This window comes from Flavobacterium coralii (assembly GCF_019891545.1).
GTDB lineage: Bacteria > Bacteroidota > Bacteroidia > Flavobacteriales > Flavobacteriaceae > Flavobacterium > Flavobacterium coralii.
Genome location: NZ_JAHDIU010000004.1, coordinates 369,085 through 395,369, shown reverse-complemented (window position 1 = coordinate 395,369; position 26,285 = coordinate 369,085). Strand labels below are relative to the sequence as shown.

Genomic DNA, 26,285 nt, shown 5'->3' with positions numbered 1-26,285 from the left:
ACATGAACAGGATTTTAATCAAGAATGCCAGGATTGTAAATGAAGGAACCATTGTTGAGGGCGATGTTTTAATTGAAGATAAAATAATCAAGGAGATTGGCGAAAGCATAAGCCCCAAATCGTCTGACAGTAAAATTATAGATGCCGAGGGTAATTACCTTATTCCCGGTGCTATAGATGACCAGGTTCATTTCCGTGAACCGGGGCTAACCCATAAAGGCACTATAGAAACCGAATCGCGAGCTGCGGTAGCCGGCGGTATTACATCATTTATAGAACAGCCCAACACGGTGCCCAATGCCGTAACACAGGAACTTTTAGAAGAAAAATACCAAAGGGCGGCAGAGGTATCTTATGCCAACTATTCATTCATGATGGGGGGCACTAACGACAACCTTGACGAGTTGCTTAAAACCAATCCTAAAAATGTTGCTGGTATTAAGCTGTTTTTAGGTTCATCTACAGGTAATATGCTGGTGGATGATGAAAAGGTACTTGAAAAGATTTTTTCCAATACAGATATGCTTATAGCTGCCCACTGCGAAGATGAGGCAACAGTAAGGGAAAACCTTGAAAAATATAAAGCGGAATACGGAGATAATATACCCGTAAAGTACCATCCGCTGATAAGGAGTACAGAGGCCTGCTATCTTTCATCATCCCGTGCGGTAGCACTTGCCAAGAAAACAGGAGCAAGGCTGCACGTTTTTCATGTTTCTACCGCTAAAGAATTAGAGCTTTTTACCAATAAAATTCCGTTAGAGGAAAAGAAAATTACAGCCGAGGTATGTATCCACCACCTTTGGTTTACCGATGCCGATTATGAAAAGAAAGGCTCCCTTATAAAGTGGAACCCGGCAGTGAAAACAGAAGCTGACCGCGATGCATTATGGAAGGCGCTGCTTGATGACCGTATAGATGTTATAGCCACCGACCATGCACCACACACACTTGAAGAAAAGAACAATCCTTATACAAGCTCACCATCAGGCGGGCCTTTGGTACAGCATGCTGTAGTGGCAATGTTTGAAGCCTATCACCAGGGTAAGATATCAATAGAGAAAATCGTAGAAAAAATGGCGCACAACCCGGCGAAGCTTTTCAAAATAGAAAAGAGGGGCTTTATCCGCGAGGGTTACTATGCCGACCTTGCTATAGTGAACCCGGGGCTGCCGTGGAATGTTAAGAAAGAAAATATCCTGTATAAATGCGGCTGGTCTCCGTTTGAAGGCACTAACTTTAAATCGAGGATAACCCACACATTTGTAAACGGGCAACTGGTTTATAATAACTTTAAAGTAAAAGACCTGCGCTGCGGGGAACGTTTGCTTTTTGACAGGTAGTTATATGAAAAAGGCAGCAGTATTATTACTTGGTTTGTTTTGCATGGCTTCCTGCGGCGACGGCGCGGAAAAGCCTGAACGCCTGCTAAGCGAAGACGAAATGGCTAATATATTATATGATATTACCGTTTTGCAGGCTATGCGCGCCCACCAGCCTAAGTACCTGTTGGATAATAATGTGAGCACTACCGATTATATTTATCAAAAGTATAAAATTGACAGCGCCACCTTTGCGCAAAATAATACCTATTATGCATCTGACCTTGACAAGTATGACCGTATCCATAAAAAGGTAACAGACAGGGTTAATAAAGAAAAAGCAGCTTTTGAAGATAAAAAAGATACTTTAAAAACAGAGCTTAACAAGCAGCTTGGCCCTAATGCAATGAAAAAAATGGGTTTGGAAAATCAGGAAAAAGCTGAAGGAGAAGCGCAATAATTAGTATTACTATACTTTGTTTTTTGCCTTTGCATACTGTGCCGCTAACTCCTTTATATAAGCCTTAGGCTCTTTAAAATTAAGTTGTAGTGTGCTGTTAATTTTCTCTGTGCTGTAGTATGTTTTATTGTGCGATACGCGTGCAACAAAACGTGTTATAACCCTTTTACGTCTTAATAATTTAGAAATAAGCCAATCAATCCGCCACGCAACAGATGTCATAAGCCTTGATGCTTTTACAGGCGGCCTCCTTTTGCCCATGCCGTCGGCAATGGTGCCAAAAAGTTCTTTAATAGGCATGTGATCTGCTAAGAGGGTATATTTCTCGCCGCTAATCCCGCTCTGCATCAGCTGTATCATAACAGTTGCAACATCCTCTGCCGCTATAACGCCACAGTTACCTTTTGTATAAAAGTAATGGCCTTCATGTATAGCTTTAAAAATTGTACCGCTGCCCTGGTTCCAGAACCCATAACCAAAAATAAGCGCCGGATTTACCATAACCGTTTGCAAGCCTTCCTGCAGGCCACGCCATACTTCCATCTCCGCACCATGCTTACTTATACCATAGTCGCTGTGCTTTACTTCGGGGTTCCATTCCGTTTCTTCTGTAATTATGGTTTCTCCCTCCTTAAGGTCGCCCAGTGCAGCAATAGTACTGACGTGGCAAAGTTTCAGGCAGCCATAAGCAAGCGCTAAGTTTACAATATTGGCAGTCCCCTCAATATTAACTTTACGCAGAAGTTCCTCATCGGCAGGGTCATACGATATCAGTGCGGCACAATGGTACACATAGGTTACACCCGCAAATGCTTCCTCAAGCGATGGTATATCAGTAATATCTCCCTGTACCCAGTTTATTTTTTCAAATAAAGCTTCCTTATCATAATTGATAAACAGGTTGCGGGTTTTTGCTTTACCGGCATCTGTGCGGTACAAAGCACGTACAGGCATCGTACTGCTTTCAGTAAGCTGAAGCAGCAGGTGGGCACCTACTAAGCCTGTTCCGCCGGTTACTAATATCATAGTACAAAAATAGCGGTTACAGCATTAATATAGCGGGTTGTTCACTTTTTTTAATGCATATAAACTCAAGTTTGTATTTTTGTGGTTCAATAACAATAAGGATGAAAAATTTTACAGAAGAATTAAGATGGAGGGGCATGGTGCACGATATTATGCCGGGAACAGAAGAACAACTCAATAAGGAAATGACTACTGCTTATATAGGGTTCGACCCAACTTCTGACTCCCTGCACATTGGCAGCCTTGTGCCTATCATTATACTGGTTCATCTGTACAAGTGCGGGCACAAGCCCATAGCGCTTGTGGGGGGCGCTACCGGAATGATTGGTGACCCATCAGGAAAGTCGGATGAAAGAAACCTTTTAGATGAAGCGGCATTAGAGAAAAATGTTGCCGGTATTAAACGCGTGCTTAGCCGTTTTCTTGATTTTAATTCTGATGAAAAAAATGCCCCGGTACTGGTTAATAACTACGACTGGATGAAAGAGTTTTCGTTTATAGGCTTTGCGCGCGATGTGGGCAAGCGTATAACCGTAAACTATATGATGGCTAAGGATTCGGTAAAAAAACGCCTTACAGGCGAAGCAGGAAGCGGTATGAGCTTTACCGAGTTTACCTACCAGCTGATACAGGGTTATGACTTTTACCACCTGCATAAAAATTTTGGCGCTAAGCTGCAGCTTGGCGGAAGTGACCAATGGGGCAACATTACTACCGGTACCGAGCTTATAAGGAGGATGAACACCGAAGAAGGCGATAAAGAAGCTTTTGCGATGACCTGCCCGCTTATTACCAAAGCAGACGGTTCTAAATTCGGTAAATCTGAAGGTGGTAATGTGTGGCTTGACTCTGATAAGACCTCGGTATATAAGTTTTACCAGTTTTGGCTGAATACATCTGATGAGGATGCCGAAAAGTATATAAAGATATTTACATTTCTTGACAAGGAAACGATTGAAGCGCTTATTGAGGAGCACAGGCAGGAACCACACCTTAGGAAACTGCAAAAGAGGCTTGCGGAAGAGGTTACTGCTTTTGTGCATAGTAAAGAGGAACTGGATGAAGCAATAAAAACATCTGAATTTGCCTTTTCTAACTTTACCAAAGAGGAGCTTATAGCAAAAGGAGAAAAGGTTTTTAATGATATTTTCGGCGAATTCTTTCATGCTGAGGTTACAAAAGAACAGCTTGGCAATGCAGCCGGTATTATAGAAATACTTGCTGATACCGCCGCTATTTTCCCATCAAGGGGAGAGGCGCGCAAGGCGTTAACGGCTAATGCCGTATCTGTAAACCGGGAGAAGATAAACGATAAGTACGAGCTTAGCGAAGCTGACTTTTTGTTTGGTAAGTACCTGTTTATACAACACGGCAAGAAAAAGAACTATGTTATTACCGTTAAGTAATAATCATAATTAAAGCGGCTGTGAATCACACAGCCGCTTTAATTTACATCACCATAAGGTTACATCCCCGGATATCGGAGTTGTCAAACCTGCCCAGCACTTCAAATGACTGGTTGGCATATTTTTTTCCTAAATCCTGTGTGGCAATAAATGCGCAGGAGTTAAGGTTGGCAAGGTCTATCACATTTATGCCGCCTGTTTTACCATAGTCAATGTAGGTTAGTGCATCTTCGGTGTCGCGTATCAGGACATCCATCCAGGGCGGGCATTCAAATATGCCATTCCCTAAAGAGTAAGCCTGGCTCAACAGTTCGGTCATGCCATATTCCGAATGTATTTCGTTCACGCCAAATCCGCTGCAAAGTAGCTTGTGCAGCTCTTCGCGGATTATTTCACGGCGTTTGCCCTTCATGCCGCCGGTTTCCATAATTATGGTATTCTTAAGGCTGAACTGCTGCATTTCGATAAGGTCGAGCAGTGCATAGGTAACGCCAATCAGGAGCACATTTTGCCCTGAAGCATCTAATTCTGTCAGCTTCTTTATAAGTTCATTATAATTATTGAGGTAAAAGCCACTGTGCGGGTTGCACGAACTTTCTATTAGGTCGCGCACCATATAGATTAGCGATGAACCTTCGCGTTCTAAATAGGAGGGGAGCAAGGCCAGTATGGCGTAGTCTTCTATGTTGCCGTAAAATTGCGAAAAAGCCTGCCTGAAGCTTTGCTCATATAAACTAAGATTTGTTACGTGATGGCTACTGGTAACCATGCCTGTTGTGCCGCTGCTGGTAAATGTAGTTTGTACAGGTTCTTCTGAGTTTAATACCGCGTGCGATTTAAAAAATTGTATGGGTAAAAAGGGTATATCCTGCACCGACTTTACGTTTTGCTTGTCTTTTTTCAGCAGTAGGCAAAACTCCCTGTACACGCTGTTGTTGTCAAACTGCTGCCTGAAAACCTTTAGTGCAATTTTATCAAACTGCTTTTTGGATGAAATATTAAATATATCGTCGGCTGTAACCAAGGCTTTTTTTGCAAAGGTATAAAATAAAAAAGCACCGCTTTTGGCGGTGCTTGGTATTCTATGTAAGTATTATTGTTTTACTACGAGTTTCTTAGTAGCCGTTTTACCTTCCTCAGTTATTTTAAGGATGTAAACACCTGCTGTAAGTCCTTGTGCATTTATAGTACCATTAACCGTTTTAGTGTTAAGAACCTGCTTGCCAAGTACATCATATACAGCAACAGTTTTTTCAATATTACTATCAGATGCAATTGTAAGTGTGCTTCCTGAAAGCGGGTTAGGATATACAGTCAGGCCTGATATAGCATCAAATTTATCTGAAGAAAGAATGCTGTAAGTGCCAATTGCCACAGCAGTTTCAAAATCTGCACATGTTGCACCGTCCAAAGCATCGTTACCGCCGTAAGTAAATGATTGTACATCAAAGTTACCACCGTTAGCCGTGCTGCCGTTATTCCTTGCCACATAGCTGTCTTGGTAAGCCCATGCAGCAGATATATCTTGAGCTCCTGAAACATCAAGCGGGTTACCAAACTGGTCTATTACAGCTACCAGGTTATCACCGTTATATTGTGCAACCCTGATGGCATCATTACCATTCATGTTTGGAGCATAGGTAGAGAATATTATTTTATCTGTTGGTATTTCCGGATACATTTCAAGGAAAACACCAATTTCTTCAAGCTGTGTCTGGCCTTCCTGAGCCTGTGGCAGGTTAACAAGGTAAACAAACGCATCGGTAACCTCACCCAGCGCACTTAAAAATAATCCATCATTCCAGGCAATAGCTCCTTCATTTGCAGCTCCGTTAGATTCTGTCTGAACCCTGTAACCAAAAAGGTCAAGCGTACCTGAAATGTATAGCTCAACAAATTTTGGGTTAGATGCGCCTGAACCTGTACAGCCTTCAATAGGCAGGGTACCATCCACAACCTTTGTTATAGTTATGCTTTGTCCGAAAGCAACAGCAGAAAGCAAAGCAATTGATAATGTGTAAAGTTTTTTCATTTCTTGTCTTAATTAAATTTTGGTGTAAAAGTAGTCAAGTGCAATATTCCGTATGTTGCGTTAATGTTATTTAACAGAAGTGCATAAAAAAAGCTGCCTCTAATGAGGCAGCTTTTTTACTTATATAAGATATTATTATAGTAATGCATCTATAGCATCAGTATAGGTTTGCTTAGGTGCAACACCTACCTGCCTGCCAACTACTTCTCCGTTTTGGAAAACAAGTACGGTAGGGATATTCCTGATACCATATTTAGCGGCAAATTCCTGGTTAGCATCTACATCAACTTTACCAACTACTGCTTTGCCGTCATATTCTTTGCTTATTTCTTCAATTATAGGGCCTACCATGCGGCAAGGGCCACACCATGCTGCCCAAAAATCTACTAATACCGGTTTATCTGACTTCAATACTACATCTTCAAACGTAGCATCTGTTATTGCTTGTGCCATATTATATAAAATTCTAAAGGTTTATAATTACAAATTTAGGTATTAAAAAAATATTGAACCGTTAAAGATATATTAGATTTAACTATACAAACATAGATAAAAATTATTAAGAAATTTAATTCAATTTAAAATTCACCTGCATCCGTTCAAGTTCCTGCAATAGTTCATTCGATATGTTAATCTTCAGTTTACGGCTAGGCATAGTCAATTTTGTTACTACCTGCACATCCTCTACATCCGCTACAACGGTATCAGTAATTTCATCCTGCATTTCGCCATCAACCATTTCTTCGGCATCGCCCACTGCGCTTGTAATGGCCACCTGCCGCGTAACCTTTTCAAGCTCCATTACTTCGAACATTACAGAGTGGTCGCCACGGTTACTTTTAAATAATTGCTGAAGCCCGGTTATAACATGCTCTTTAAGTTCGGCAACATTAAACTGTATAACGAGTTTTTTAGCAAAAGTGGTTAAAACATCCTGTAAATATTGTATAGTGATGAATTGAAGACGCGGTTCGCCACGCTTCCCCTCGGCATTTACCCATCCTTCGCGCACCAGTACTTTAATATATGTAAAGTTATTCGGGATTAAAAAGTGCCTGAACTTCAGGTATTCCTCGCCGTATATCCTGAATTCATGGCTTTCGTCATAACCTTCAAGTACAAAGGCAGCCCATCCTTTGCCGTTCTTGGCAACCTTGTGCTGTACTCCTGTAATGATGCCGCCAAAGCTTAGGTTCTTAGTTACGTGCTGCTCAAGGTTTTTAAGCGCATCGAGTTTTGAATTACAGAAATATTTCATCTCGAATTTATAGTCGTCCAGCGGGTGGCCGGAAATATAAATACCGACAACCTCTTTTTCTTTGGCAAGCTTTTCCATAGTACTCCACTCCTCGCATGGTGGTACTACAGGCTCGGGTATCTGCACTTCGCTGGCTTCGCCAAAAAGGCTCACCTGAGCCGAATTTTCATTTTCCTGGAATTTGGCGCCATAGCGCATGGCCTTTTCAAGAAAGCTGATATTATCACCTTCATCAAGATGGAAGTACTGTGCCCTGTGTGTATCTGTAAAGCAGTCAAAACCTCCCGCAAGAGCAAGGTTTTCGAACGCTTTTTTGTTGGCAGCACGCAGGTCTACCCGCTTTGCCAGGTCGAATATCGATTTATACCTGCCGTTCTTGCGACACTCTACAATAGTATCTACTGCGCCGGCACCTACACCTTTAATGGCTCCCATACCAAAACGTACCGCATTCTGGTCGTTTACGGTAAATTTATAGTACGATTCGTTAACATCAGGCCCGAGTACCTGCAAGCCCATGCGCTTACATTCTTCCATAAAGAATGTTACCTGCTTAATGTCATTCATGTTGTTACTAAGCACTGCTGCCATATACTCGGCAGGGTAGTGGGCTTTAAGATAGGCTGTCTGGTAGGCTACCCAGGCATAGCACGTAGAGTGGCTTTTATTAAAGGCATAACTTGCAAAGGCTTCCCAGTCTTTCCATATCTTTTCGAGTGTGGCAGGGTCGTGCCCGTTTGCCGCAGCCTGCTCTACAAACTTGGGCTTCATTTTGTCGAGTACGTCCTTCTGCTTTTTACCCATTGCCTTACGCAGAACGTCGGCTTCGCCTTTGGTAAAACCTGCCAGTTTTTGCGAGAGTAGCATCACCTGTTCCTGGTAAACGGTAATACCGTAAGTTTCCTTTAAGTATTCCTCGCAGGCATCAAGGTCATATTTTATTTCTTCCTCACCATTTTTCCTGCGGATAAAACTCGGGATATATTCCAAGGGCCCGGGGCGGTACAACGCGTTCATAGCGATAAGGTCGGCAAAGACAGTAGGCTTAAGCTCCTTCATGTATTTTTGCATGCCGGGCGATTCGTACTGGAATATACCTACCGTTTCACCACGCTGGAAAAGCTCGTATGTCTTCTGGTCATCTATCGGGAAGTTATCAGGGTCAAGTTCTTTACCTGTTCGGTACTTGACGAGCTTAACCGTATCTTTTATCAGCGTTAGCGTTTTAAGCCCAAGGAAGTCCATTTTCAGTAGCCCCGCACTCTCTACAACCGAGTTGTCAAACTGGGTTACATACAGGTCGGAATCTTTTGCTACCGAAACGGGTACAAAGTTGGTTATATCATCAGGCGTAATAATTACCCCGCAGGCGTGTATGCCCGTATTTCGTAATGAACCCTCGAGCACCTTTGCCTGCTGTATGGTTTCGGCTGTAAGGTCTCCGCCATCAGCCATTGCCATCAGTTCCTGTACCCTTTCAAATTCTTCCGAACGCAGCGAGCCACGCAGTGCGCCCGCATCAAGGTTAAATATCTTGGCCAGCTTCATATTGGGTATCAGCTTGGCAATTTTGTCCGCCTCAAACAAAGGCAGGTCGAGTACTCTGGCCGTATCACGGATAGACGATTTTGCCGCCATTGTACCATAGGTAATAATCTGTGCTACCTGATTGGCACCATACTTATTGATAACATAATCCATAACCCTGCTGCGGCCTTCATCGTCAAAGTCGATATCAATATCGGGCATCGATATACGGTCGGGGTTAAGGAAGCGCTCAAAAAGCAGATCGTAGGCAATCGGGTCGATATTGGTAATACCTAAGCAATAGGCAACAGCACTACCGGCAGCCGAACCACGCCCCGGCCCAACCGAAACCCCCAGGTTACGGGCTTCGGCAATAAAGTCCTGAACTATAAGGAAGTAGCCGGGGTAGCCTGTGTTTTCTATCGTTTTTAACTCAAAATCAAGGCGCTCACGTATAGCATCTGTTATTTCACCATAACGCTTTTCTGCTCCTTTGTAGGTAAGGTGGCGCAAATACTTGTTTTCACCACGCTTGCCACCATCCTCATTGTCTTCGGCTACCTGAAATTCTTCAGGGATATTAAATTTAGGGAGGAGTACATCCCGGTAAAGCGAATATACCTCTACCTTATCTACTATTTCCTGTATATTGATTATAGCATCGGGCAGGTCCTGAAAGAGTTTTTTCATTTCCTCGCCCGGCTTAAAATAATATTCGTTATTGGGCAGCCCGTAACGGAAACCACGCCCACGCCCCTTTGGAGTAGCCAGTTTTTCCCCGTCTTTTACACACAGTAAAATATCGTGCGCATGGGCATCTTCCTTATTAATATAATAGGTGTTGTTGGTGGCAACAAGTTTTACATCGTGCCTACGTGCCAGCTTTATGAGCGACTGGTTAACCCTGTCTTCATCTTCCTGCCCGTGGCGCATCAGCTCTATATAAAAATCGTCGGCAAAGGTTTGCTTCCACCATAGCAGGGCTTCCTCTGCCTGGTTTTCGCCCATGTTAAGCACCTTATTCGGTATTTCGCCATATAGGTTGCCTGATAATACTATTATATCTTCTTTATATCTTTCAATAACCCTTTTGTCGATACGCGGCACATAATAGAAACCGTCTGTATAGGCGATAGACGACATTTTTGCGAGGTTATGATAGCCTTGTTTGTTTTTGGCGAGCAATACTACCTGGTAACCATTGTCTTTACGGGTTTTGTCGGTATGGTTATCGCACACAAAAAACTCACAGCCCACAATAGGCTTCATGATTACTTCTGTAGGCTGTTCACCGCGTTCCTCAGCCTCTTTGTTTTTGGCCTCTGCCGCTTTATTATGGTTGAGCACGTTGCTCACAAAATGAAACGCCCCCATCATGTTAGCGTGGTCGGTCATGGCAACGGCAGGCATTTTATACTTTGCGGCAGCCTTTACCAGCTCTGGCACCGATATGGTAGATTGCAGCACCGAAAATTGTGTGTGGTTGTGCAGGTGCACAAAGTCGACCTCTTTAAGGTCGCGCTTTTGTTGTACGGTTGGTTCCTGCGGAGTATGGGCAACCTTAAGTTTTTCAAGACGCTTGCGTATTTCATCAGAGGCCGCCTTAAGGTTTATGTGCTTAAGCCCGATTAGCTGTATTGGTTGCGGGTTGCGGGTTTTAAAATCATGAAAGTATGACGGATGTACATCAAGCTCTTCATGCGTAAATACTTCGCGTTTTACAAGCTCAAGGAAACAGCGGGTGGTAGCCTCTACGTCGGCAGTGGCGTTGTGTGCTTCGGCAAAAGGTTCGCCAAACAGGTATTCGTGCAGCTCAGTAAGGGTTGGCAGCTTAAACTTGCCGCCACGCCCACCGGGCAGTTGCAGCAGCTCTGCCGTTATCTCGGTACAGGTGTCGAGTATCTTCATGCCGGAAAGCGGACTCTCCACACCATGGCGGTGAAACTCACAACCCATGATGTTTACGTCAAACCCAACATTCTGGCCTACAATAAATTTTGATTTTGCTATTGCCTCATTAAATTTTATAAGTACCTCTTTAAGGCTTATGCCTTGCTCGGTGGCAAGCTCGGTGCATATGCCGTGTATGCGTTCTGCATCATAGGGTATATTAAAGCCTTCGGGTTTAATCAAATAATCCTGGTGCTCTATAAGCGTACCCATATCGTCGTGCAGCTGCCAGGCTATCTGTATGCAGCGGGGCCAGTTATCCGTATCGGTTAGGGGCGCATCCCACCGCTTGGGCAATCCGGTTGTCTCAGTGTCAAATATCAGGTACATAACAAGCTGTGGTTTTGAGAGTTAAATTATTACCCCTGGGTTTAGGGCAACCTTTCAAAATTACATTATTATAACGCAGGACACAACCTTAAATTATCAACAACAAAAAAACCACCCGAAGGTGGTTTTCTAAAATGTACGTATCTATTATATTAATAGTTACCGCCACGGTTGTAGTCTCCGCCTCCGCGGTTAAAGCCACCACCGCCGCCACGGTTGTTGTTCCTGTTAAAGCCACCGCCGCCACGGTTGTTACCAAAACTTCTTCTGTTATCCTGCTGCGGCCTTGGTTCTGCCTTGTTAACAACTATTGTCCTTCCCTGAACAGTTGCTCCGTTCAGCTCTTCAATAGCCTTTAAGGCTTCATTATCGTCCGGCATCTCAACAAAACCGAAACCTTTACTCCTGCCGGTTTCCCTGTCTGTAATGATCTTTACAGAACTAACCGGGCCATAAGCCTCAAAAGACTCTCTTAAATCTGCTTCCTCTATACTGAACGGAAGGCTTCCAATAAATATATTCATATAAAAAAAATTTAGTGCCTCAGCTCTACAAATGTACTTTAATTTATACACAAAACTGTATTTTTCAACGAATTAATATTTTTTTAATACACAAAACCTAACAAAAACAGCCCCACTTGTAGCGGGGCTGCTGTATTTATGCGTATTTAAAGCAATATTATTCAATTCCTGCTATTGGTACTTTGTAGAAAAATCCGTTCTGGAAATTTACAACCGCTCCTGTTTCATCTACTGCATTAAAGCGGAAAGTTCCTGATATGTATCCTCTTTCAAAGTTGGTTTCGCCCGGCCTGTCGCTTATTTCTATAAGCCCGTCGCCTAAGCCTGTACCTGTTGTATAATCAAAACTAAGCCCGTCTGCCTCTAAAGCATAAGAGGCCCTGTTACTGTCGTTTACCCCTAACTGAAAAGACATGCCCGGGGTAGATGATACCGTGCGCAGCACCACTGTTTCAAACCCGTTGGTTGCAGTAATGGTTAAAGCACCGCCAACACCAAGGGTAGCGCTGTATTCTGTAGCCTTCCATAACTCATTATCTTTAAGCCCCTGCACTGCAGGCGTATTAAATTTCACATCTTCTTCGCATGAGGTTAAAGCCACCAACAGCACTAATAGTGATAAAAATCTTTTCATTATTGTATAGTTAGAAAAAGGTAAACCAAAATTTTACAACGACAAAAATAGTTTTTTATAGAATATATCCTAATATAAATAATAGAAATCACAATAAAAATTAATAATATGAAATCTCTAAAACAGAAAAATTCTTAAAACTTATAATCATAAACGTTTGTTTACCAAACTTTCTTATATTTGCAGCCTTAATTAACAGGGGTCGGGAACCCCAAAATTTAATCTAAAGATTATGCCTGTAAAAATCAGATTACAAAGACACGGTAAAAAAGGAAAACCTTTTTACTGGGTGGTAGCGGCTGACAGCCGTTCTAAGAGGGATGGTAAATTCCTTGAAAAACTGGGTACATACAACCCAAACACTAACCCTGCAACAATAGAGCTTAACCTTGACAGCGCTGTACAGTGGCTGCACAATGGTGCACAGCCTACGGATACTGCAAGGGCTATCCTTTCTTATAAAGGAGCTTTACTTAAGCACCACCTTGACGGCGGTGTACGCAAAGGCGCTCTAACACAGGAGCAGGCTGATGAAAAGCTTGCAAAATGGTTAGATGAGAAAACAGCTAAGATTGAAGGCAAGTCAAAAGGCCTTTCTGATGCTAAAGCTGATGCAAAAGCTAAAGCACTTGAAGCTGAGAAAAAAGTTAACGAAGACCGTATTGCTGCCGCTAAGCAGGCAGAAGCGGACGCTGCTGCTGCCGAAGCACCTGTTGCTGAAGGCGAAGAGGCTGCTGCTGAACCGGCTAACGAAGAGAACAGCGAAGAAACCCAGGCTTAATTTTAAATTGGCGTTTTAATGCGTAAAGAAGATTGTTTCTATTTAGGCAAAATCGCCAAAAAATTCAGCTACAAGGGCGAGGTACTTGCATGGCTTGATACCGATGAGCCCGGGTTGTACGAAGATCTGGAATCAGTGTTTGTTGAAATAAACAAACATCTGGTTCCTTTTTTTATTGTAACCAGTTCACTGCACAAAAATGATTTCCTGCGCATCCGTTTTGAGGATATAAACAGCGAGGAGGATGCCGACGGCATTATGGGCTGCGGCCTTTACCTGCCATTATCGGCCCTGCCAAAGCTGGAAGGAAACCGTTTTTATTTTCATGAAATAATCGGCTTTACTGCCGAAGACCAAAGGCTTGGCGATATAGGTGTTATTACCGGCGTGAATGATAATTCCGCACAGGCACTTTTTGAAATTAAAAAAGGGGACACCGAGATACTCGTGCCCATGATTGATGATTTTATTGTTAAGGTTGACCGCGACAACAAAAAGATCATCCTGAATACTCCCGAAGGGCTTGTTGACCTTTACCTTAGTTAATTAAGGTTTAATTATGAGTATAATGCGCGATGGGTTCATAGCATTTACTTATCTTCATTATTATAATCAATTACATTATGTCTGTTTTCCAGTTCAAGCAATTCAGCATTAGCCAGGATAAGTGTGCCATGAAGGTGGGGACTGATGGTGTGCTGCTTGGTGCGTGGGCACCTTTAGAGCATCACCCTTACAGCATACTGGATATTGGTGCAGGTACAGGCCTGATTGCCCTGATGCTGGCACAACGAAGCACAGCCGAACAAATAGATGCTCTTGAAATTGTGGATGAGGCATATGAACAGGCTGTAGAAAACTTTGAAGAAAGCCCCTGGGGCGACCGCCTTTTTTGTTACCATGCCGGGCTGGACGAATTTGTTGACGAAATGGAGGATGAGGAGTATGACCTAATAGTATCTAATCCGCCTTTTTACAGTGAAGACTACAGCAGCGGCAATACAGAACGTGATATGGCGAGGCAGGCTGCATCAATGCCCTTTAATGAATTAGCCGAAGCAGCATCGCTCTTACTTTCGGGTGAGGGTATATTTGCGCTGATACTTCCATATAAGGAAGAGGAGGGCTTTATCAGAATGGCAGAAGAATATTCATTATTCCCTTATAGGGTTACAAGAGTAAAAGGTACGCCGCAATCTGAAATAAAGCGAAGCCTTATCGCCTTTAAAAAGACACCGCAGGATGTGGTTGAAACTGGTGAACTTATTATAGAAACAGCCCGCCACCAATATACACCTGAATATACAGCGCTCACTCAGGATTTTTACCTGAAAATGTAGTGCTATATACCAATTACCACACCCATTGTGGGGGTTACAAAAGTATTGCGGGGTGGCTTAGAACCCATATATTCATAATCATTTTTTAGCCAGCGGTTGGTGTTAACCCAAAATAAGTTAGTGATACCCAGCCTTTGGCAGTAGTTATCATTAACGGCTTTGTGCACTTCTATTGCGGTTATATCTTTTACGGCAGGTTTAACTACATTTTGGTTTAGTGCATTGTAATGCCCTATTATTTCCATAACTATAAAAGCACCATCTTTAGGCAGTACCAACTCATATTTTTCAAGGTCTATCTTAGCATCATTTCCGTTTTCAGGTTTAAGCTCGGTTATTATATTTTGTGCAGTAATTGCTTCAGCAGGTATATAGCTTTCATAAGATCCTGTTTCGCCTCCTGCCTCAATATACTCCTGTACATAATCTTTCCTTTCGCACAGGTAAATCCTTACTACTGTTGTGTATTTAATCTTAGCCAGTTTAAGCCATACTGCTTTAAGCGGAACATCACGCCCTGCAGGGTTGTCTATAAAAACCGCAAGCTGGTGGCCTGTACCTATGGGCTGGCTTTTCGCCCTCTTAAAATTATATTCGCCTATAAGGGTGTCCTTTGCTGAAGATACCCGCAGTTCTGCCAACTCAATAGCTTTGGGTTTTAAATAGAGTTGTGCTTTAATGTCATGCCTGGCTACTGATTTATTTTCATAACCTAAACTGCTTATTTCTGCCGTGTCATATTCAGATGAAGGAAGCTCAAGTACGCCATTTTCGCTCGTGTAAAAGCCATCTACGGGCTTTCCGTTTTTTTTGAATACAACAGTAGCGTAAGGAATGGCCTGTTTGCTTTCAGCATCAAGTATTGCTGTCGTTTGTGCTTCTGCGGCCCAAAATGCAAGCAGCATAAATAGTTGGTATAGCCTCATTGGTACTTTTTTAACAAAGAAATAAAATCAGCAGACATTTTGCATGTGGTTGCAGTACTTTTTAATTAAATTCAAAAATCACAACAAAATATTATTGATTTGTTAGGTTTCTTATTTACTTTTGTGCATATAAAAACAAACAGCAAATGAAACCCGATCTTTTTCAGGCACCTGATTACTACTTGTTAGACGAATTGCTGACAGATGAGCAAAAAATGGTGCGCGATGCAGCCCGTGAGTGGGTAAAGCGTGAGGTATCACCGATTATAGAAGACTATGCCCAAAAGGCGGAATTCCCTAACCAGATAATTAAAGGCCTTGCTGATATTGGGGCATTTGGACCTTATATACCGGAAGAGTATGGCGGCGCCGGCCTCGACCAGATTTCTTACGGCCTTATCATGCAGGAAATTGAAAGGGGAGACAGTGGCGTGCGTTCTACTGCATCAGTGCAGTCATCTTTAGTGATGTACCCTATATATAAGTATGGTAACGAAGAGCAGCGCAAAAAATACCTGCCAAAACTTGCCAGCGGCGAATTTATGGGTTGCTTCGGTTTAACAGAACCTGACTATGGCTCTAACCCGGGCGGCATGATAACCAACTTTAAAGATAAAGGTGACCATTACCTGCTTAACGGTGCCAAAATGTGGATAAGCAATGCACCTTTTGCCGATATAGCTGTAGTTTGGGCTAAAAATGAAGAAGGCAGGATATACGGGCTTATCGTAGAGCGCGGTATGGAAGGCTTTACCACACCTGAAACACATAATAAATGGTCGCTTCGTGCATCTGCAACAGGAGAGCTTATTTTTGATAATGTAAAAGTACCTAAAGAAAACCTGCTGCCTAACAAATCGGGGCTTGGTGCACCGCTAGGCTGTTTAGATTCTGCTCGTTTCGGTATTGCATGGGGTGCTATTGGTGCCGCTATGGATTGCTATGACACAGCACTTCGTTATGCAAAAGAGCGTATGCAGTTTGATAAGCCTATTGCTGCTACCCAGTTGCAACAGAAAAAGCTTGCAGAAATGATAACCGAAATTACAAAAGCACAGCTACTTGCCTGGAGGCTTGGTGTGTTGCGTAACGAGGGCAAGGCAACATCTGCACAAATATCTATGGCAAAACGCAATAATGTTGATATGGCACTTAATATAGCACGCGAAGCACGCCAGATTTTAGGAGGTATGGGTATTACAGGAGAATACTCTATCATGCGCCACATGATGAACCTTGAGAGTGTAATTACTTATGAAGGTACACATGACATCCACCTGCTTATTACAGGTATGGATATAACAGGCCATGCTGCTTTTAAATAATAGTAATTCAGCTATTCATATACAGGCTCTGCATTTGCAGGGCCTTTTTTTATGCAAAAAATTGTTTTAGGCAAACCAAACAGTGCTTTTCTGCGTTTATAAAATTATAAAGATGTAGATAAAACAGGCACTATTATTGTATTGATAAAATCAATAAAAAGCTTTTACAATACACCCCTGCTTTTTTTAAATTTGTATAAAAATAGAATGCTATGAATATTGAGACTATCAACAGCAGCATCCTTAACCAAAGGGAGCAGCTGTTACAGCACCCCTTGTATGCTAAAGTGAAATCTGTAGAAGATTTAAGGCATTTTTTAACAGGGCATGTTTTTGCCGTGTGGGATTTTATGTCGCTGTTAAAAGCGTTGCAGTCAAAATTAACCTGCACCACAACACCGTGGATGCCGGTGGGCAATCCGCAAACGCGTTACCTTATCAATGAAATTGTACTTGCGGAGGAAACAGATATAAATGCCGAAGGGCTTAGGCAGAGCCATTTTGAAATGTATCTTGATGCCATGGAAGCATGCGGTGCGGACACATCTGAAATTAAGGAGTTTCTGGAAAATGTAATTGTTACACAAAACATATTTGTGTCGATAAAGCAAAGCGGGCTTAGTGAAGGTATAAAAGATTTCCTTGATTTTACATTTACTATAATAGAACAAGGCAAGCCACACGAAATTGCTGCGGCATTTACCTTTGGGCGCGAAGAAGTGATACCGGATATGTTTACGGAGATTTTAAGAAATTTTCAGGCAAACTTTCCCGAAACTGACCTGAGTAAGCTGATTTATTATTTTGACAGGCATATAGAGCTTGATGGAGATGAGCACGGCCCTATGGCTATGCAAATGATAACCGAGTTGTGTGGTGATGATGCAGTAAAATGGAGAGAGGTAGAAGAAACATCAAGGCTTGCTCTGCAAAAAAGGCTTGGCTTGTGGAATGCAATTGAAGAAAAAGTAATGAGCCATGATATGGCCTCAATATAACAATAGCAATGTACTTAAAATTAATATGTTAAAAAACCGGCATTAGCCGGTTTTTTTAGATTTACAGGCATAGCAACAATAAAATATTTTCTTAATTTCGGCGCAATTAAAACAATCAAAAAACACAGATATGAAAAAAATTACTTTTAGTGCCGCTTTTCTTGTAGCCGCCCTTACATTTTCAGTAGGTGCAAGTGCACAGGAAAAGACTGCCAAAAAGGCCCATGTTTTCGGCAAAACACTTTCGGGTGAACTGCAAAAATGTGGTGCTACAGAATATGAAGCCCTTTTACAAAAAAAGAATGATAAACGTGCCACAACCCAGGAGTTTGAGCAATGGCTGGCACCAAAGGTAGAAGCAGTAAGGGCACAAAGGCTTGCGGGCTTTATGCAAAAATCTACCAATAATGTGGTTACAATACCGGTTGTTGTACACGTTGTACATAACGGAGACGCACTCGGAACTAATGAAAATATCGCTGATGCTCAGGTGCTGTCTCAGATAACGGTATTAAATCAGGATTTCAGGCGTATGCTTAACACGCCCGGATATAACACCAACCCTGTAGGAGCCGATATGGAAATTGAGTTTTGTCTTGCGCAGCAGGATCCTAACGGTATAGCCACAACAGGTATTACACGCCATAATCTTGGTAATGCGGACGGTTGGGATATGGAATCTATAGAAACTATACTTAAGCCACAAACACAATGGGATCCTGAAAAATACCTTAACATTTGGGTTGTAGACCATATATATGAGTTTTTTGGAGAACTTGCAGGTTACGCGCAATTTCCGACAGCATCAGGGCTTGACGGGCTTGATGTACCGGGACTCCCTTCAGAAGCTGAAACTGATGGTGTAGTAATAGGACATGTATACTTTGGATCGAGCGACATTTATCCTGACGGAACTTATGATGAAATAGTGGGCAGGGATAAAGGCCGCACAACAACTCATGAAGTAGGGCACTTTTTTGGGCTGAGGCACATTTGGGGTGATGGTGATTGCAGTGCAGACGATTTTTGTGCTGATACTCCTGTAGCCGCTAATGCTAATTCAGAGTGCCCGGATGGAATAGACAGTTGTCCTGAATCTCCGGGAATGGACATGATAGAAAACTACATGGACTATACAAATGATACCTGCCAGAATATATTTACTCAGGACCAGAAAGACAGGATGGTTGCTGTATTAGCAAACTCGCCAAGAAGGGTTTCGCTTATAACATCTCCGGTCTGTACCGCAGGTATTGTACCTGAACTTGACGGAGCTTTACAGGTTCAGAGCCTTAACAGTACCTGTTCTTCTTCATTTGAGCCGCAGCTTATCCTTAAAAATAACGGAAGTACTACAATTACCACAGCCGTTATCAGCTATAGTGCAGATGGTGGTGCCGGAAGCACCTATACGTGGGAAGGAAGCATTGCTACAAATGCACAGGCAACTGTAACATTACCAACTGTAAGTTTAGAGTCGGGCACTTATGATTTTACAGCCACATTGCTAACTGTAAACGGTACTGCTGATGAAGTTGTTGAAAATAATACTGCTGAAGACAATTTTGTGGTTGCTCAAAGCTTTGATACTACTCAGATTATTGTTACTGTTATGACTGATGATTATGGGGATGAAACTATTTGGGCTTTACTGGATAGTAATGAAGAACCTATAGTAAGTAACATTGATCTTGATGACCCGTTTGGTTCTGAGTTTTATGGTGATAACCAGCTATACACCCAAACTATTGAGGTAGAAAATAACCAGTGCTATATTTTTGCAATACTTGACCTTGAGGGAGATGGTATTTGCTGCGAATTTGGTGAAGGCTACTATACTGTAACAACTGCAGATGGCCAGGTTATTGCCGAAGGCGGACAATTTACAGATATGGAAATGACTCCGTTTGGTGTAAATACCACTATGGGTACAAACAATCCTGCGAAAGGCCTTAATGCAATTAAGCTATATCCTAACCCTGCCAACAGTATACTTAATATAAGTATACCTGCCAGCAGCAGCTTACCAGAAGGTTATGCCATATACAATAATCTTGGACAGCTTGTTGGCGAAAGTAAAATAACCTCGTCAACTGTGGGTGTAGATATTTCGGGTTATGCAAATGGAATGTATTTCATAAAAATAAACAAAGCAGATGCTACACAAACACTTCAGTTTGTAAAGCAGTAATAACACATATATTTTGTTCTAAAGCCCTGCACAACGTGCAGGGCTTTTTGTTTATCCGCTGCATGAGAATTAACAAAAATATATTTATTGTAACACTCATTATAAGTATCTTGCATAACTTTTTTAACATTTCTTTAATAAATGAAAAATAACAGCAATATCAGGAGTATATTTTTAGCAGCCTTCTTTGGTATTACACCTATGGTGATGCAGGCACAGGAACTGCCTAAAGTATTTGGAAAGACTATTCATGCCGAAAGTATTAACAGTGAAACGGGAAAAATACGTTGTGTGACTACTGAATATGAGGAATATCTTCAGGAAAATTCACCGGAAAGAGCTACAAACGATGAGTTTGAGCAGTGGATTGCACAAAAAATTACGGCACGTAAAACGAAAAGCGCGGCTACAGGTCAAAGTACTACCGAGGTGATAACTATACCGATAGTGGTGCACGTAGTACATAACGGAGATTTTTTAGGCACTAATGAAAATATAGCTGACGCGCAGGTGCTTTCTCAAATAACAGTTTTAAATCAGGACTACAGGAGGATGCTTGGCACGCCAGGGTATAACTCTAACCCTGTGGGTGCAGATGTACAAATTGAATTTTGCCTTGCCCAGGTTGACCCTGACGGACAGCCAACAACAGGTATAGACCGGGTAAATATGAACCTGGCAAGCTGGAGTGAATCTCAGGTTGAGGATGTGCTAAAGCCAAGTACGATTTGGGATCCAACCCGGTATTTCAATATATGGGTGTGTAACTTTGGGTCAGACCTTTCAGATGTTTTAGGGTATGCACAGTTCCCTTCACAGTCAGGACTTAACGGGCTAAATAATTATGAGGGCAGCGCAAGTACGGATGGCGTTATAATAGGCTATAAATATTTTGGCTCGCAGTCAATTTATCCGCAGGGCGATTACCAGGCGCCATATAACAGGGGCAGGACTACCACCCACGAAATAGGCCATGCTTTAGGGCTTCTGCACATATGGGGCAATTCATGGTCTAATAACTCATGTAGCTTTAGCGATTACTGTGATGACACACCGGCCTCTAACGGCCCTAATAGCGGTTGCTCTCAGCATTATAGCTGCACAAGCTATGACATGATTGAAAACTATATGGATTATACCTATGATTCATGTATGAACATATTTACACAGGACCAAAAAGAGAGGATACTGGCAGTGCTTGATAATTCACCACGAAGGGCTTCTTTAAAAACTTCTACTGTATGCTCTGCGCTTGCAGGCAGCGAAGACTTTAAACTTTTAAATGGTATAAACCTGTATCCGAACCCTGCAACAAGTGTGCTTAACATAGCGGTTGCCGATAATGATTTACCTGACAGTTATATGGTTTATAACAGCCTTGGGCAAGCTATGGTGAGCGTTACCGTAACTTCTGCATCAAGCCTTACTGTGGATACTTCATCATACAGCAACGGAATCTATTTTATAAGGATTGATAAAGGTAACGAAAGCAAAGTACTTAAGTTTATCAAAAAGTAATATTTCAAAATACATCATAAAAAAAGCGGGATTCAATATCCCGCTTTTTTTGTTATATTCTCTTAGCTTTCAGGTGCCAGCTCAATTTCGAGCCCGTTTAAATCTTCCGTTATTGCAATCTGGCAACCCAGCCTGCTGTTTGGCTTAACATAAAATGCTTCAGAAAGCATGGCTTCCTCATCAGCTTCCATAGGTGGTAAAGCTACATCATTAAGCACATAGCACTGGCATGATGCGCACATACACATGCCACCGCAAACGCCAATAGTCCCTTCGGGCGCAAGCTCATAAGAACGGCACAGTTCCATAATATTCATTGCCATATCGGTGGGGGCAAGTACCTCGTGCACCACACCATCCCTGTCGGTCACCTTAATGGTTACATCTTTTGCCATACTATTCTATCGCTTTAACTACCTGCTTCTCTGCTTCTTTTCGCGTGCCGTCAAAACCATCCACACCACTAACTGTGGTATATTTAAGAACATATTTTTTACCGGGGTTAAGCCTGTTGTAAACACTCTGGCACATCAAGGTAGCCTCGTGAAAACCACATAGTATCAGCTTTAATTTGCCGGGGTAGGTGTTAACATCGCCAATAGCATAAACACCCTCTATATTGGTTTGATAGTCGAGTGCGTTATTTACTTTAATAGCATTTTTCTCAATTTCAAGGCCCCAGTCGGCTATAGGCCCAAGTTTTGGAGTGAGCCCGAAAAGCGGTATAAAATATTCAGTCTCTATCGTTTGGCTTTCGCCCTCAACATCAATGGTTAGCGATTCTACTTTGCCATTACCGTTTATAGCAGTAACCTCTGCCGGGGTAATCAGGTTAATCCTGCCCAGCTTTTTAAGTTCCTGTACTTTCTCAACAGAGTCAAGCGCACCACGAAATTCATTTCTCCTGTGCACCAGCGTAACCTCGCTTGCCACATCGCTAAGGAATATACTCCAGTCAAGCGCCGAGTCGCCACCGCCTGCTATAACAATGCGCTTATCGCGGAACAGCTCAGGGTTCTTTACAAAGTACTCAACACCCTTTTCTTCATAATCAGCAATATTATCAATAAGCGGCTTGCGTGGCTCAAAGCTGCCAAGCCCGCCTGCAATGGCTACAGCCTTAGCGTGGTGCTTTGTGCCTTTGTTGGTAGTTACTATAAATGTACCGTCTTCCAACTTATCAATTGTTTCAGCTCTTTCATTAAGGGTAAACCCGGGCTGGAACTGTTTTATCTGTTCCATCAGGTTATCCACAAGTTCTCCTGCCATTACCGACGGGTAACCCGGTATATCAAAAATCGGTTTTTTAGGATACAGCTCTGCAAGCTGGCCTCCCGGCTGCGGCAAAGCATCTATAATATGGCATTTAAGTTTTAAAAGTCCTGCTTCAAATACGGCGAAAAGCCCTGTTGGGCCCGCACCAATAATTAATATATCTGTTGTAATCATTTTTTATTACGTTAAAAAACAGTTTCAGGGAACAAATGTCCTTAAAACTGTTTTTAATTTTTATGATAAATATCAGCTATGCGGCTTTACGCCACATTTACAACTGTTTCTATTTGCGGGGCATATTTTTTAATGGTGGTTTCCACACCTGCCTTTAGTGTCATCTGGTTAACGCTGCAACCCACACAGGCTCCTTCCAGGCGCACTTTCACGTGCCTGTCGTCCTCTATGTCCACCAACGAAATATTACCCCCGTCAGACTCAAGGAACGGGCGTATCTCATCAAGGGCCCTTTCCACACTCAGCTTTATTTCTTCTGTTGTCATATTATTTCTTTTTAACTGCAGAGCAGCCCGCCATTGTAGTTATTTTTATTGCCTCTGTAGGCGGTAGGTTGTCGTTCCTGTTTACGGTTTCCTGTACTACAGAGCGTGCCAGTTCTTCAAAAGCAGTTTCTATAGGCGTTGCGGTCTGCATGGCAGCAGGGCGTCCGTAATCTCCTGCCTCGCGTATGCTTTGCACAATTGGTATTTCACCCAGGAAAGGCACATCTAAATCTTCTGCAAGGTTTTTAGCGCCTTCTTTACCGAAAATGTAATATTTGTTATCCGGCAGTTCTTCCGGGGTAAAGTAGGCCATATTTTCTATAATACCCAGTACAGGTACATTTATACTTTCCTGGCGGAACATTGCCACACCTTTTTTGGCATCGGCAAGGGCAACCGCCTGCGGCGTACTTACCACTACAGCCCCCGTAACAGGTAACGATTGCATGATGCTCAGGTGGATGTCACCAGTTCCCGGTGGCAGGTCTATCAGCATAAAGTCCAGCTCGCCCCAGTCAGCATCAAAAATCATCTGGTTAAGCGCTTTGGATGCCATTGGCCCACGCCATATTATAGCCTGCTCCGGCGTAGTAAAAAAGCCTATAGAAAGTATTTCTACGCCATAGCTGGTAATCGGCTTCATTTTCGATTTTCCGTCAACGGTTACAGATATGGGCCTTTCGCGCTCCACATCAAACATTATCGGCATTGACGGGCCGTATATATCGGCATCAAGAATACCTACCCTAAAGCCCATTTTAGCAAGCGCTACGGCAAGGTTTGCCGTGATAGTAGATTTACCAACACCGCCTTTACCTGACGACACTGCAATTACATTGCTTATGCCGGGTATACCTTTGCCTTTAATTTCAGGCTTATCGGGCGCTTCTACTTTTACGTTTACCTTAATCTTAGCATCAGGGCTTACTTTTTCCTGTATGGTTTTAATGATATCGGCCTCTGCACGTTTGCGGATGTGCATAGCCGGGTTGTGCAGCACAAGCTCTACCACGGCTTCATCGCCAAAGGTAAGCACATTGCGCACCGCACCGCTTTCTACCATGTTTTGCCCTTCTCCGGCAAGCGTAATGGTTTCCAGCGCTTTAAGTATTTCTTTCCTATCGAGTTTCATGATATTATTGCTTTCAGTTACAGCCTTTTAATTAAGACTGGTTACAGATTACAAAGATAGTATGAAAAGCTGATATCTAAAAGTTTTACAAAGCTTAAAAGATGGTTAACGCTCAAGCTCGTCAGCAGGGTTCCAAAAGTGTTTCTTAAAATCAACAACCTTGTTTTCTTTTACTTTTATCCCCTCATTTTCCAATAATTGCTGCATAAGGTTGGTGCCGCCAAAATGGTGTTTGCCTGTTAAAAGCCCCTGTCGGTTTACCACCCTGTGTGCCGGCACATCATCATGCCCGTGGCTGGCATTCATGGCCCAGCCTACCATGCGTGCAGAGCGTGCCGCCCCAAGATAGTTGGCTATGGCACCATAGGATGTTACCCTGCCATAAGGTACTTGCCTTACTACCTGATAAACCCTTTCAAAAAAGCTTATGTTCTCATCCATAATGCAGTTTTTAGGTACGCAGTATCTTTATAAGGGTTATTATGCTGACAAGCCCTGTAATGCCCCCCAGGAAAAAGTTTATGTTTTTGAGGAAGAAATCGGCTTTGTGCTCAAACCTCCTGAAGAATATGATGTAAAGGTAAAATGCAAAAAATGAACCTGTTATTGCGCCCATAACGAAAAGGAACACAAACAGGGAATCAAAAGAAAAATAGCCATGTCGCGAAAGAGTAACGCTCATAAAAACGTAGTAGGGGACAGGGAAGAAGTTAAGCGCGGAAAGCAGCACTCCCAAAAAAAACTCTCCTGTGCGGCTGCGCAGCACCACTACTTCATCATCCAGTTTTGGCTTCGGCTTTTTAGCGAAGAATAAAAAATAAATGGTAAGAACCGTAAATACGCCAAGACCCATTTCTTCCAAAAGGTGAATGATATCGGGCCTGCTGTTTATAAATTTGGCAAATGATACCGCAATATAGGTTTGTATGAAAATTATGCTGGTAGCGCCCAGTGCAAAGATTAGTGCTCTTTGCCTGCCTTCGCGCAACCCTATTTTAGCTGCGGTTATGTTAAGCAGCCCCGGAAGCAATATGCCTGCCGCAGCAATAAAAAACCCTAACACTACCGGCAGGATAAAATCCATAGCTTTTTATCTGATTTTAAATTTTATGTAGGTTATCGGTTTGCCCTGCTCCAGGTAATACTGCTCATAAAATGTTTTTATACCTGTAACCTCCTGCGGAGCACCCTCGTTGCGGTACACGTTATGGTTGGCATACAGCACTTCATGGCCTTCACCATGCAGAAGCCCCAGTGTATAGCCGTGCATAAACTCACTATCGGTTTTAAGGTTAACTACACCGTCAGGCTTCAGTATCTTTTTATAGCGTTGCAGGAACTCGCTGTTGGTCATCCTGTGCTTGGTACGCTTATATTTAATTTGCGGGTCGGGAAAGGTTATCCATATTTCATCTACCTCGCCTTCGGCAAAAAAAGCATAAATAATTTCAATCTGTGTACGCAAAAATGCTACGTTGGTAAGTCCTTGCTCTACCGCTGTTTTGGCGCCGCGCCAAAAGCGTGCACCCTTAATATCCACGCCAATAAAGTTTTTATCAGGATAATGCTGTGCCAGCCCAACGCTGTATTCGCCCTTACCGCAGCCAAGCTCCAGCACCACAGGATTGTCATTTTTAAAAAAGCTGCTTCGCCAGTTGCCTTTAAGCGGAAAATTGCCTGCAAGGGCATCTTCTCTTTCGGGTTGTATTACGTTATTAAATGTTTCGTTTTCCTTAAAACGCTTCAGTTTATTTTTGCTTCCCACAGTTAAATTTAAAATTTTGGTAAAATTAGGGAAATATATTAGAACTGAAATAGTTTTACATTGCA

At 42.6% G+C, this 26,285-nt stretch carries 25 protein-coding genes; 10 read left to right on the top strand and 15 right to left on the bottom strand.

All coding sequences use genetic code 11. The features are described 5' to 3' along the window. Positions 1-2 precede the first annotated feature (2 nt). Positions 3-1,343: a dihydroorotase gene (locus KJK34_RS09180; protein WP_223053560.1), complete on the top strand. Its 1,341-nt coding sequence runs from the start codon at positions 3-5 to the stop codon at positions 1,341-1,343. A gap of 4 nt (positions 1,344-1,347) precedes the next feature. After that, complete coding sequence (locus KJK34_RS09175; RefSeq protein ID WP_223053559.1) at positions 1,348-1,782, top strand: DUF4296 domain-containing protein; 435 nt, start codon at positions 1,348-1,350, stop codon at positions 1,780-1,782. 9 nt (positions 1,783-1,791) lie between these two features. Here KJK34_RS09175 and KJK34_RS09170 read toward each other — a convergent pair whose 3' ends face one another. Beyond that, entirely contained in the window at positions 1,792-2,808 is a 1,017-nt protein-coding gene (locus KJK34_RS09170; RefSeq protein WP_223053558.1) for an NAD-dependent epimerase/dehydratase family protein, read from the bottom strand. A 101-nt stretch (positions 2,809-2,909) separates the two neighbouring features. Between KJK34_RS09170 and tyrS the strand changes: the two genes are divergently transcribed. Continuing rightward, positions 2,910-4,214: a tyrosine--tRNA ligase gene (tyrS, locus tag KJK34_RS09165; RefSeq protein WP_223053557.1), complete on the top strand. Its 1,305-nt coding sequence runs from the start codon at positions 2,910-2,912 to the stop codon at positions 4,212-4,214. A 43-nt stretch (positions 4,215-4,257) separates the two neighbouring features. Here the strand turns inward: tyrS and KJK34_RS09160 are convergent, their stop codons facing one another. The 6 genes from KJK34_RS09160 to KJK34_RS09135 form a co-directional block, all read right to left on the bottom strand. Continuing rightward, the gene (locus KJK34_RS09160; protein WP_223053556.1) at positions 4,258-5,238 is read right to left on the bottom strand and encodes a LuxE/PaaK family acyltransferase; all 981 of its coding nucleotides are present in this window, start codon (positions 5,236-5,238) and stop codon (positions 4,258-4,260) included. A 69-nt stretch (positions 5,239-5,307) separates the two neighbouring features. Next, on the bottom strand, positions 5,308-6,246 hold the full coding sequence (locus KJK34_RS09155) for a T9SS type A sorting domain-containing protein (protein WP_223053555.1): 939 nt from the start codon (positions 6,244-6,246) through the stop codon (positions 5,308-5,310). A 135-nt stretch (positions 6,247-6,381) separates the two neighbouring features. Beyond that, on the bottom strand, positions 6,382-6,699 hold the full coding sequence (gene trxA, locus KJK34_RS09150) for a thioredoxin (RefSeq protein ID WP_223053554.1): 318 nt from the start codon (positions 6,697-6,699) through the stop codon (positions 6,382-6,384). Positions 6,700-6,814: 115 nt separating this feature from the next. Beyond that, positions 6,815-11,311 (bottom strand): DNA polymerase III subunit alpha, encoded by a 4,497-nt coding sequence (gene dnaE, locus KJK34_RS09145; RefSeq protein WP_223053553.1) that lies wholly within the window; start codon positions 11,309-11,311, stop codon positions 6,815-6,817. Between the two features lie 152 nt (positions 11,312-11,463). Next, on the bottom strand, positions 11,464-11,835 hold the full coding sequence (rbp, locus tag KJK34_RS09140; RefSeq protein WP_223053552.1) for an RNA-binding regulator: 372 nt from the start codon (positions 11,833-11,835) through the stop codon (positions 11,464-11,466). Between the two features lie 157 nt (positions 11,836-11,992). Beyond that, entirely contained in the window at positions 11,993-12,469 is a 477-nt protein-coding gene (locus KJK34_RS09135) for a DUF6252 domain-containing protein (RefSeq protein ID WP_223053551.1), read from the bottom strand. A 232-nt stretch (positions 12,470-12,701) separates the two neighbouring features. On the opposite strand from KJK34_RS09135, the gene KJK34_RS09130 reads away from it, so the two are divergent. From KJK34_RS09130 to KJK34_RS09120, 3 genes are all read left to right on the top strand, one after another. Continuing rightward, positions 12,702-13,250: a 30S ribosomal protein S16 gene (locus KJK34_RS09130; RefSeq protein WP_223053550.1), complete on the top strand. Its 549-nt coding sequence runs from the start codon at positions 12,702-12,704 to the stop codon at positions 13,248-13,250. Positions 13,251-13,268: 18 nt separating this feature from the next. Continuing rightward, positions 13,269-13,796: a ribosome maturation factor RimM gene (gene rimM, locus KJK34_RS09125; RefSeq protein ID WP_223053549.1), complete on the top strand. Its 528-nt coding sequence runs from the start codon at positions 13,269-13,271 to the stop codon at positions 13,794-13,796. A gap of 77 nt (positions 13,797-13,873) precedes the next feature. Beyond that, positions 13,874-14,590, top strand: coding sequence for a tRNA1(Val) (adenine(37)-N6)-methyltransferase (locus KJK34_RS09120; RefSeq protein WP_223053548.1), 717 nt, complete (start codon positions 13,874-13,876; stop codon positions 14,588-14,590). Positions 14,591-14,592: 2 nt separating this feature from the next. On the opposite strand, the gene KJK34_RS09115 is transcribed toward KJK34_RS09120, so the two are convergent. Further along, a complete protein-coding gene (locus tag KJK34_RS09115; protein ID WP_223053547.1) occupies positions 14,593-15,516 on the bottom strand; it encodes a hypothetical protein in 924 nt (307 codons plus the stop codon). A 146-nt stretch (positions 15,517-15,662) separates the two neighbouring features. Between KJK34_RS09115 and KJK34_RS09110 the strand changes: the two genes are divergently transcribed. From KJK34_RS09110 to KJK34_RS09095, 4 genes are all read left to right on the top strand, one after another. Beyond that, positions 15,663-16,841, top strand: coding sequence for an acyl-CoA dehydrogenase family protein (locus tag KJK34_RS09110; protein WP_223053546.1), 1,179 nt, complete (start codon positions 15,663-15,665; stop codon positions 16,839-16,841). A gap of 212 nt (positions 16,842-17,053) precedes the next feature. Then, positions 17,054-17,839 carry a DUF3050 domain-containing protein gene (locus tag KJK34_RS09105; RefSeq protein WP_223053545.1) on the top strand — a complete coding sequence of 262 codons (786 nt, stop codon included), beginning with the start codon at positions 17,054-17,056 and terminating at the stop codon, positions 17,837-17,839. A 130-nt stretch (positions 17,840-17,969) separates the two neighbouring features. Continuing rightward, positions 17,970-20,030: a M43 family zinc metalloprotease gene (locus KJK34_RS09100; RefSeq protein ID WP_223053544.1), complete on the top strand. Its 2,061-nt coding sequence runs from the start codon at positions 17,970-17,972 to the stop codon at positions 20,028-20,030. 141 nt (positions 20,031-20,171) lie between these two features. After that, positions 20,172-21,548, top strand: a complete 1,377-nt coding sequence (locus tag KJK34_RS09095; protein WP_223053543.1) for a T9SS type A sorting domain-containing protein — start codon at positions 20,172-20,174, stop codon at positions 21,546-21,548. A 62-nt stretch (positions 21,549-21,610) separates the two neighbouring features. On the opposite strand, the gene KJK34_RS09090 is transcribed toward KJK34_RS09095, so the two are convergent. From KJK34_RS09090 to trmB, 7 genes are all read right to left on the bottom strand, one after another. Next, positions 21,611-21,943, bottom strand: coding sequence for a 2Fe-2S iron-sulfur cluster-binding family protein (locus KJK34_RS09090; RefSeq protein WP_223053542.1), 333 nt, complete (start codon positions 21,941-21,943; stop codon positions 21,611-21,613). A gap of 1 nt (position 21,944) precedes the next feature. Then, the gene (locus KJK34_RS09085) at positions 21,945-22,997 is read right to left on the bottom strand and encodes an NAD(P)/FAD-dependent oxidoreductase (RefSeq protein ID WP_223053541.1); all 1,053 of its coding nucleotides are present in this window, start codon (positions 22,995-22,997) and stop codon (positions 21,945-21,947) included. Between the two features lie 86 nt (positions 22,998-23,083). After that, positions 23,084-23,323 (bottom strand): NifU family protein, encoded by a 240-nt coding sequence (locus KJK34_RS09080; RefSeq protein ID WP_223053540.1) that lies wholly within the window; start codon positions 23,321-23,323, stop codon positions 23,084-23,086. A gap of 1 nt (position 23,324) precedes the next feature. Beyond that, on the bottom strand, positions 23,325-24,455 hold the full coding sequence (locus KJK34_RS09075) for an Mrp/NBP35 family ATP-binding protein (protein WP_223053539.1): 1,131 nt from the start codon (positions 24,453-24,455) through the stop codon (positions 23,325-23,327). Between the two features lie 105 nt (positions 24,456-24,560). After that, on the bottom strand, positions 24,561-24,896 hold the full coding sequence (locus KJK34_RS09070) for an MGMT family protein (protein WP_223053538.1): 336 nt from the start codon (positions 24,894-24,896) through the stop codon (positions 24,561-24,563). 10 nt (positions 24,897-24,906) lie between these two features. Further along, a complete protein-coding gene (locus tag KJK34_RS09065) occupies positions 24,907-25,539 on the bottom strand; it encodes a LysE family transporter (protein ID WP_223053537.1) in 633 nt (210 codons plus the stop codon). Between the two features lie 6 nt (positions 25,540-25,545). After that, positions 25,546-26,220: a tRNA (guanosine(46)-N7)-methyltransferase TrmB gene (gene trmB / locus KJK34_RS09060; protein WP_223053536.1), complete on the bottom strand. Its 675-nt coding sequence runs from the start codon at positions 26,218-26,220 to the stop codon at positions 25,546-25,548. Between the last annotated feature and the right edge of the window lie 65 nt (positions 26,221-26,285).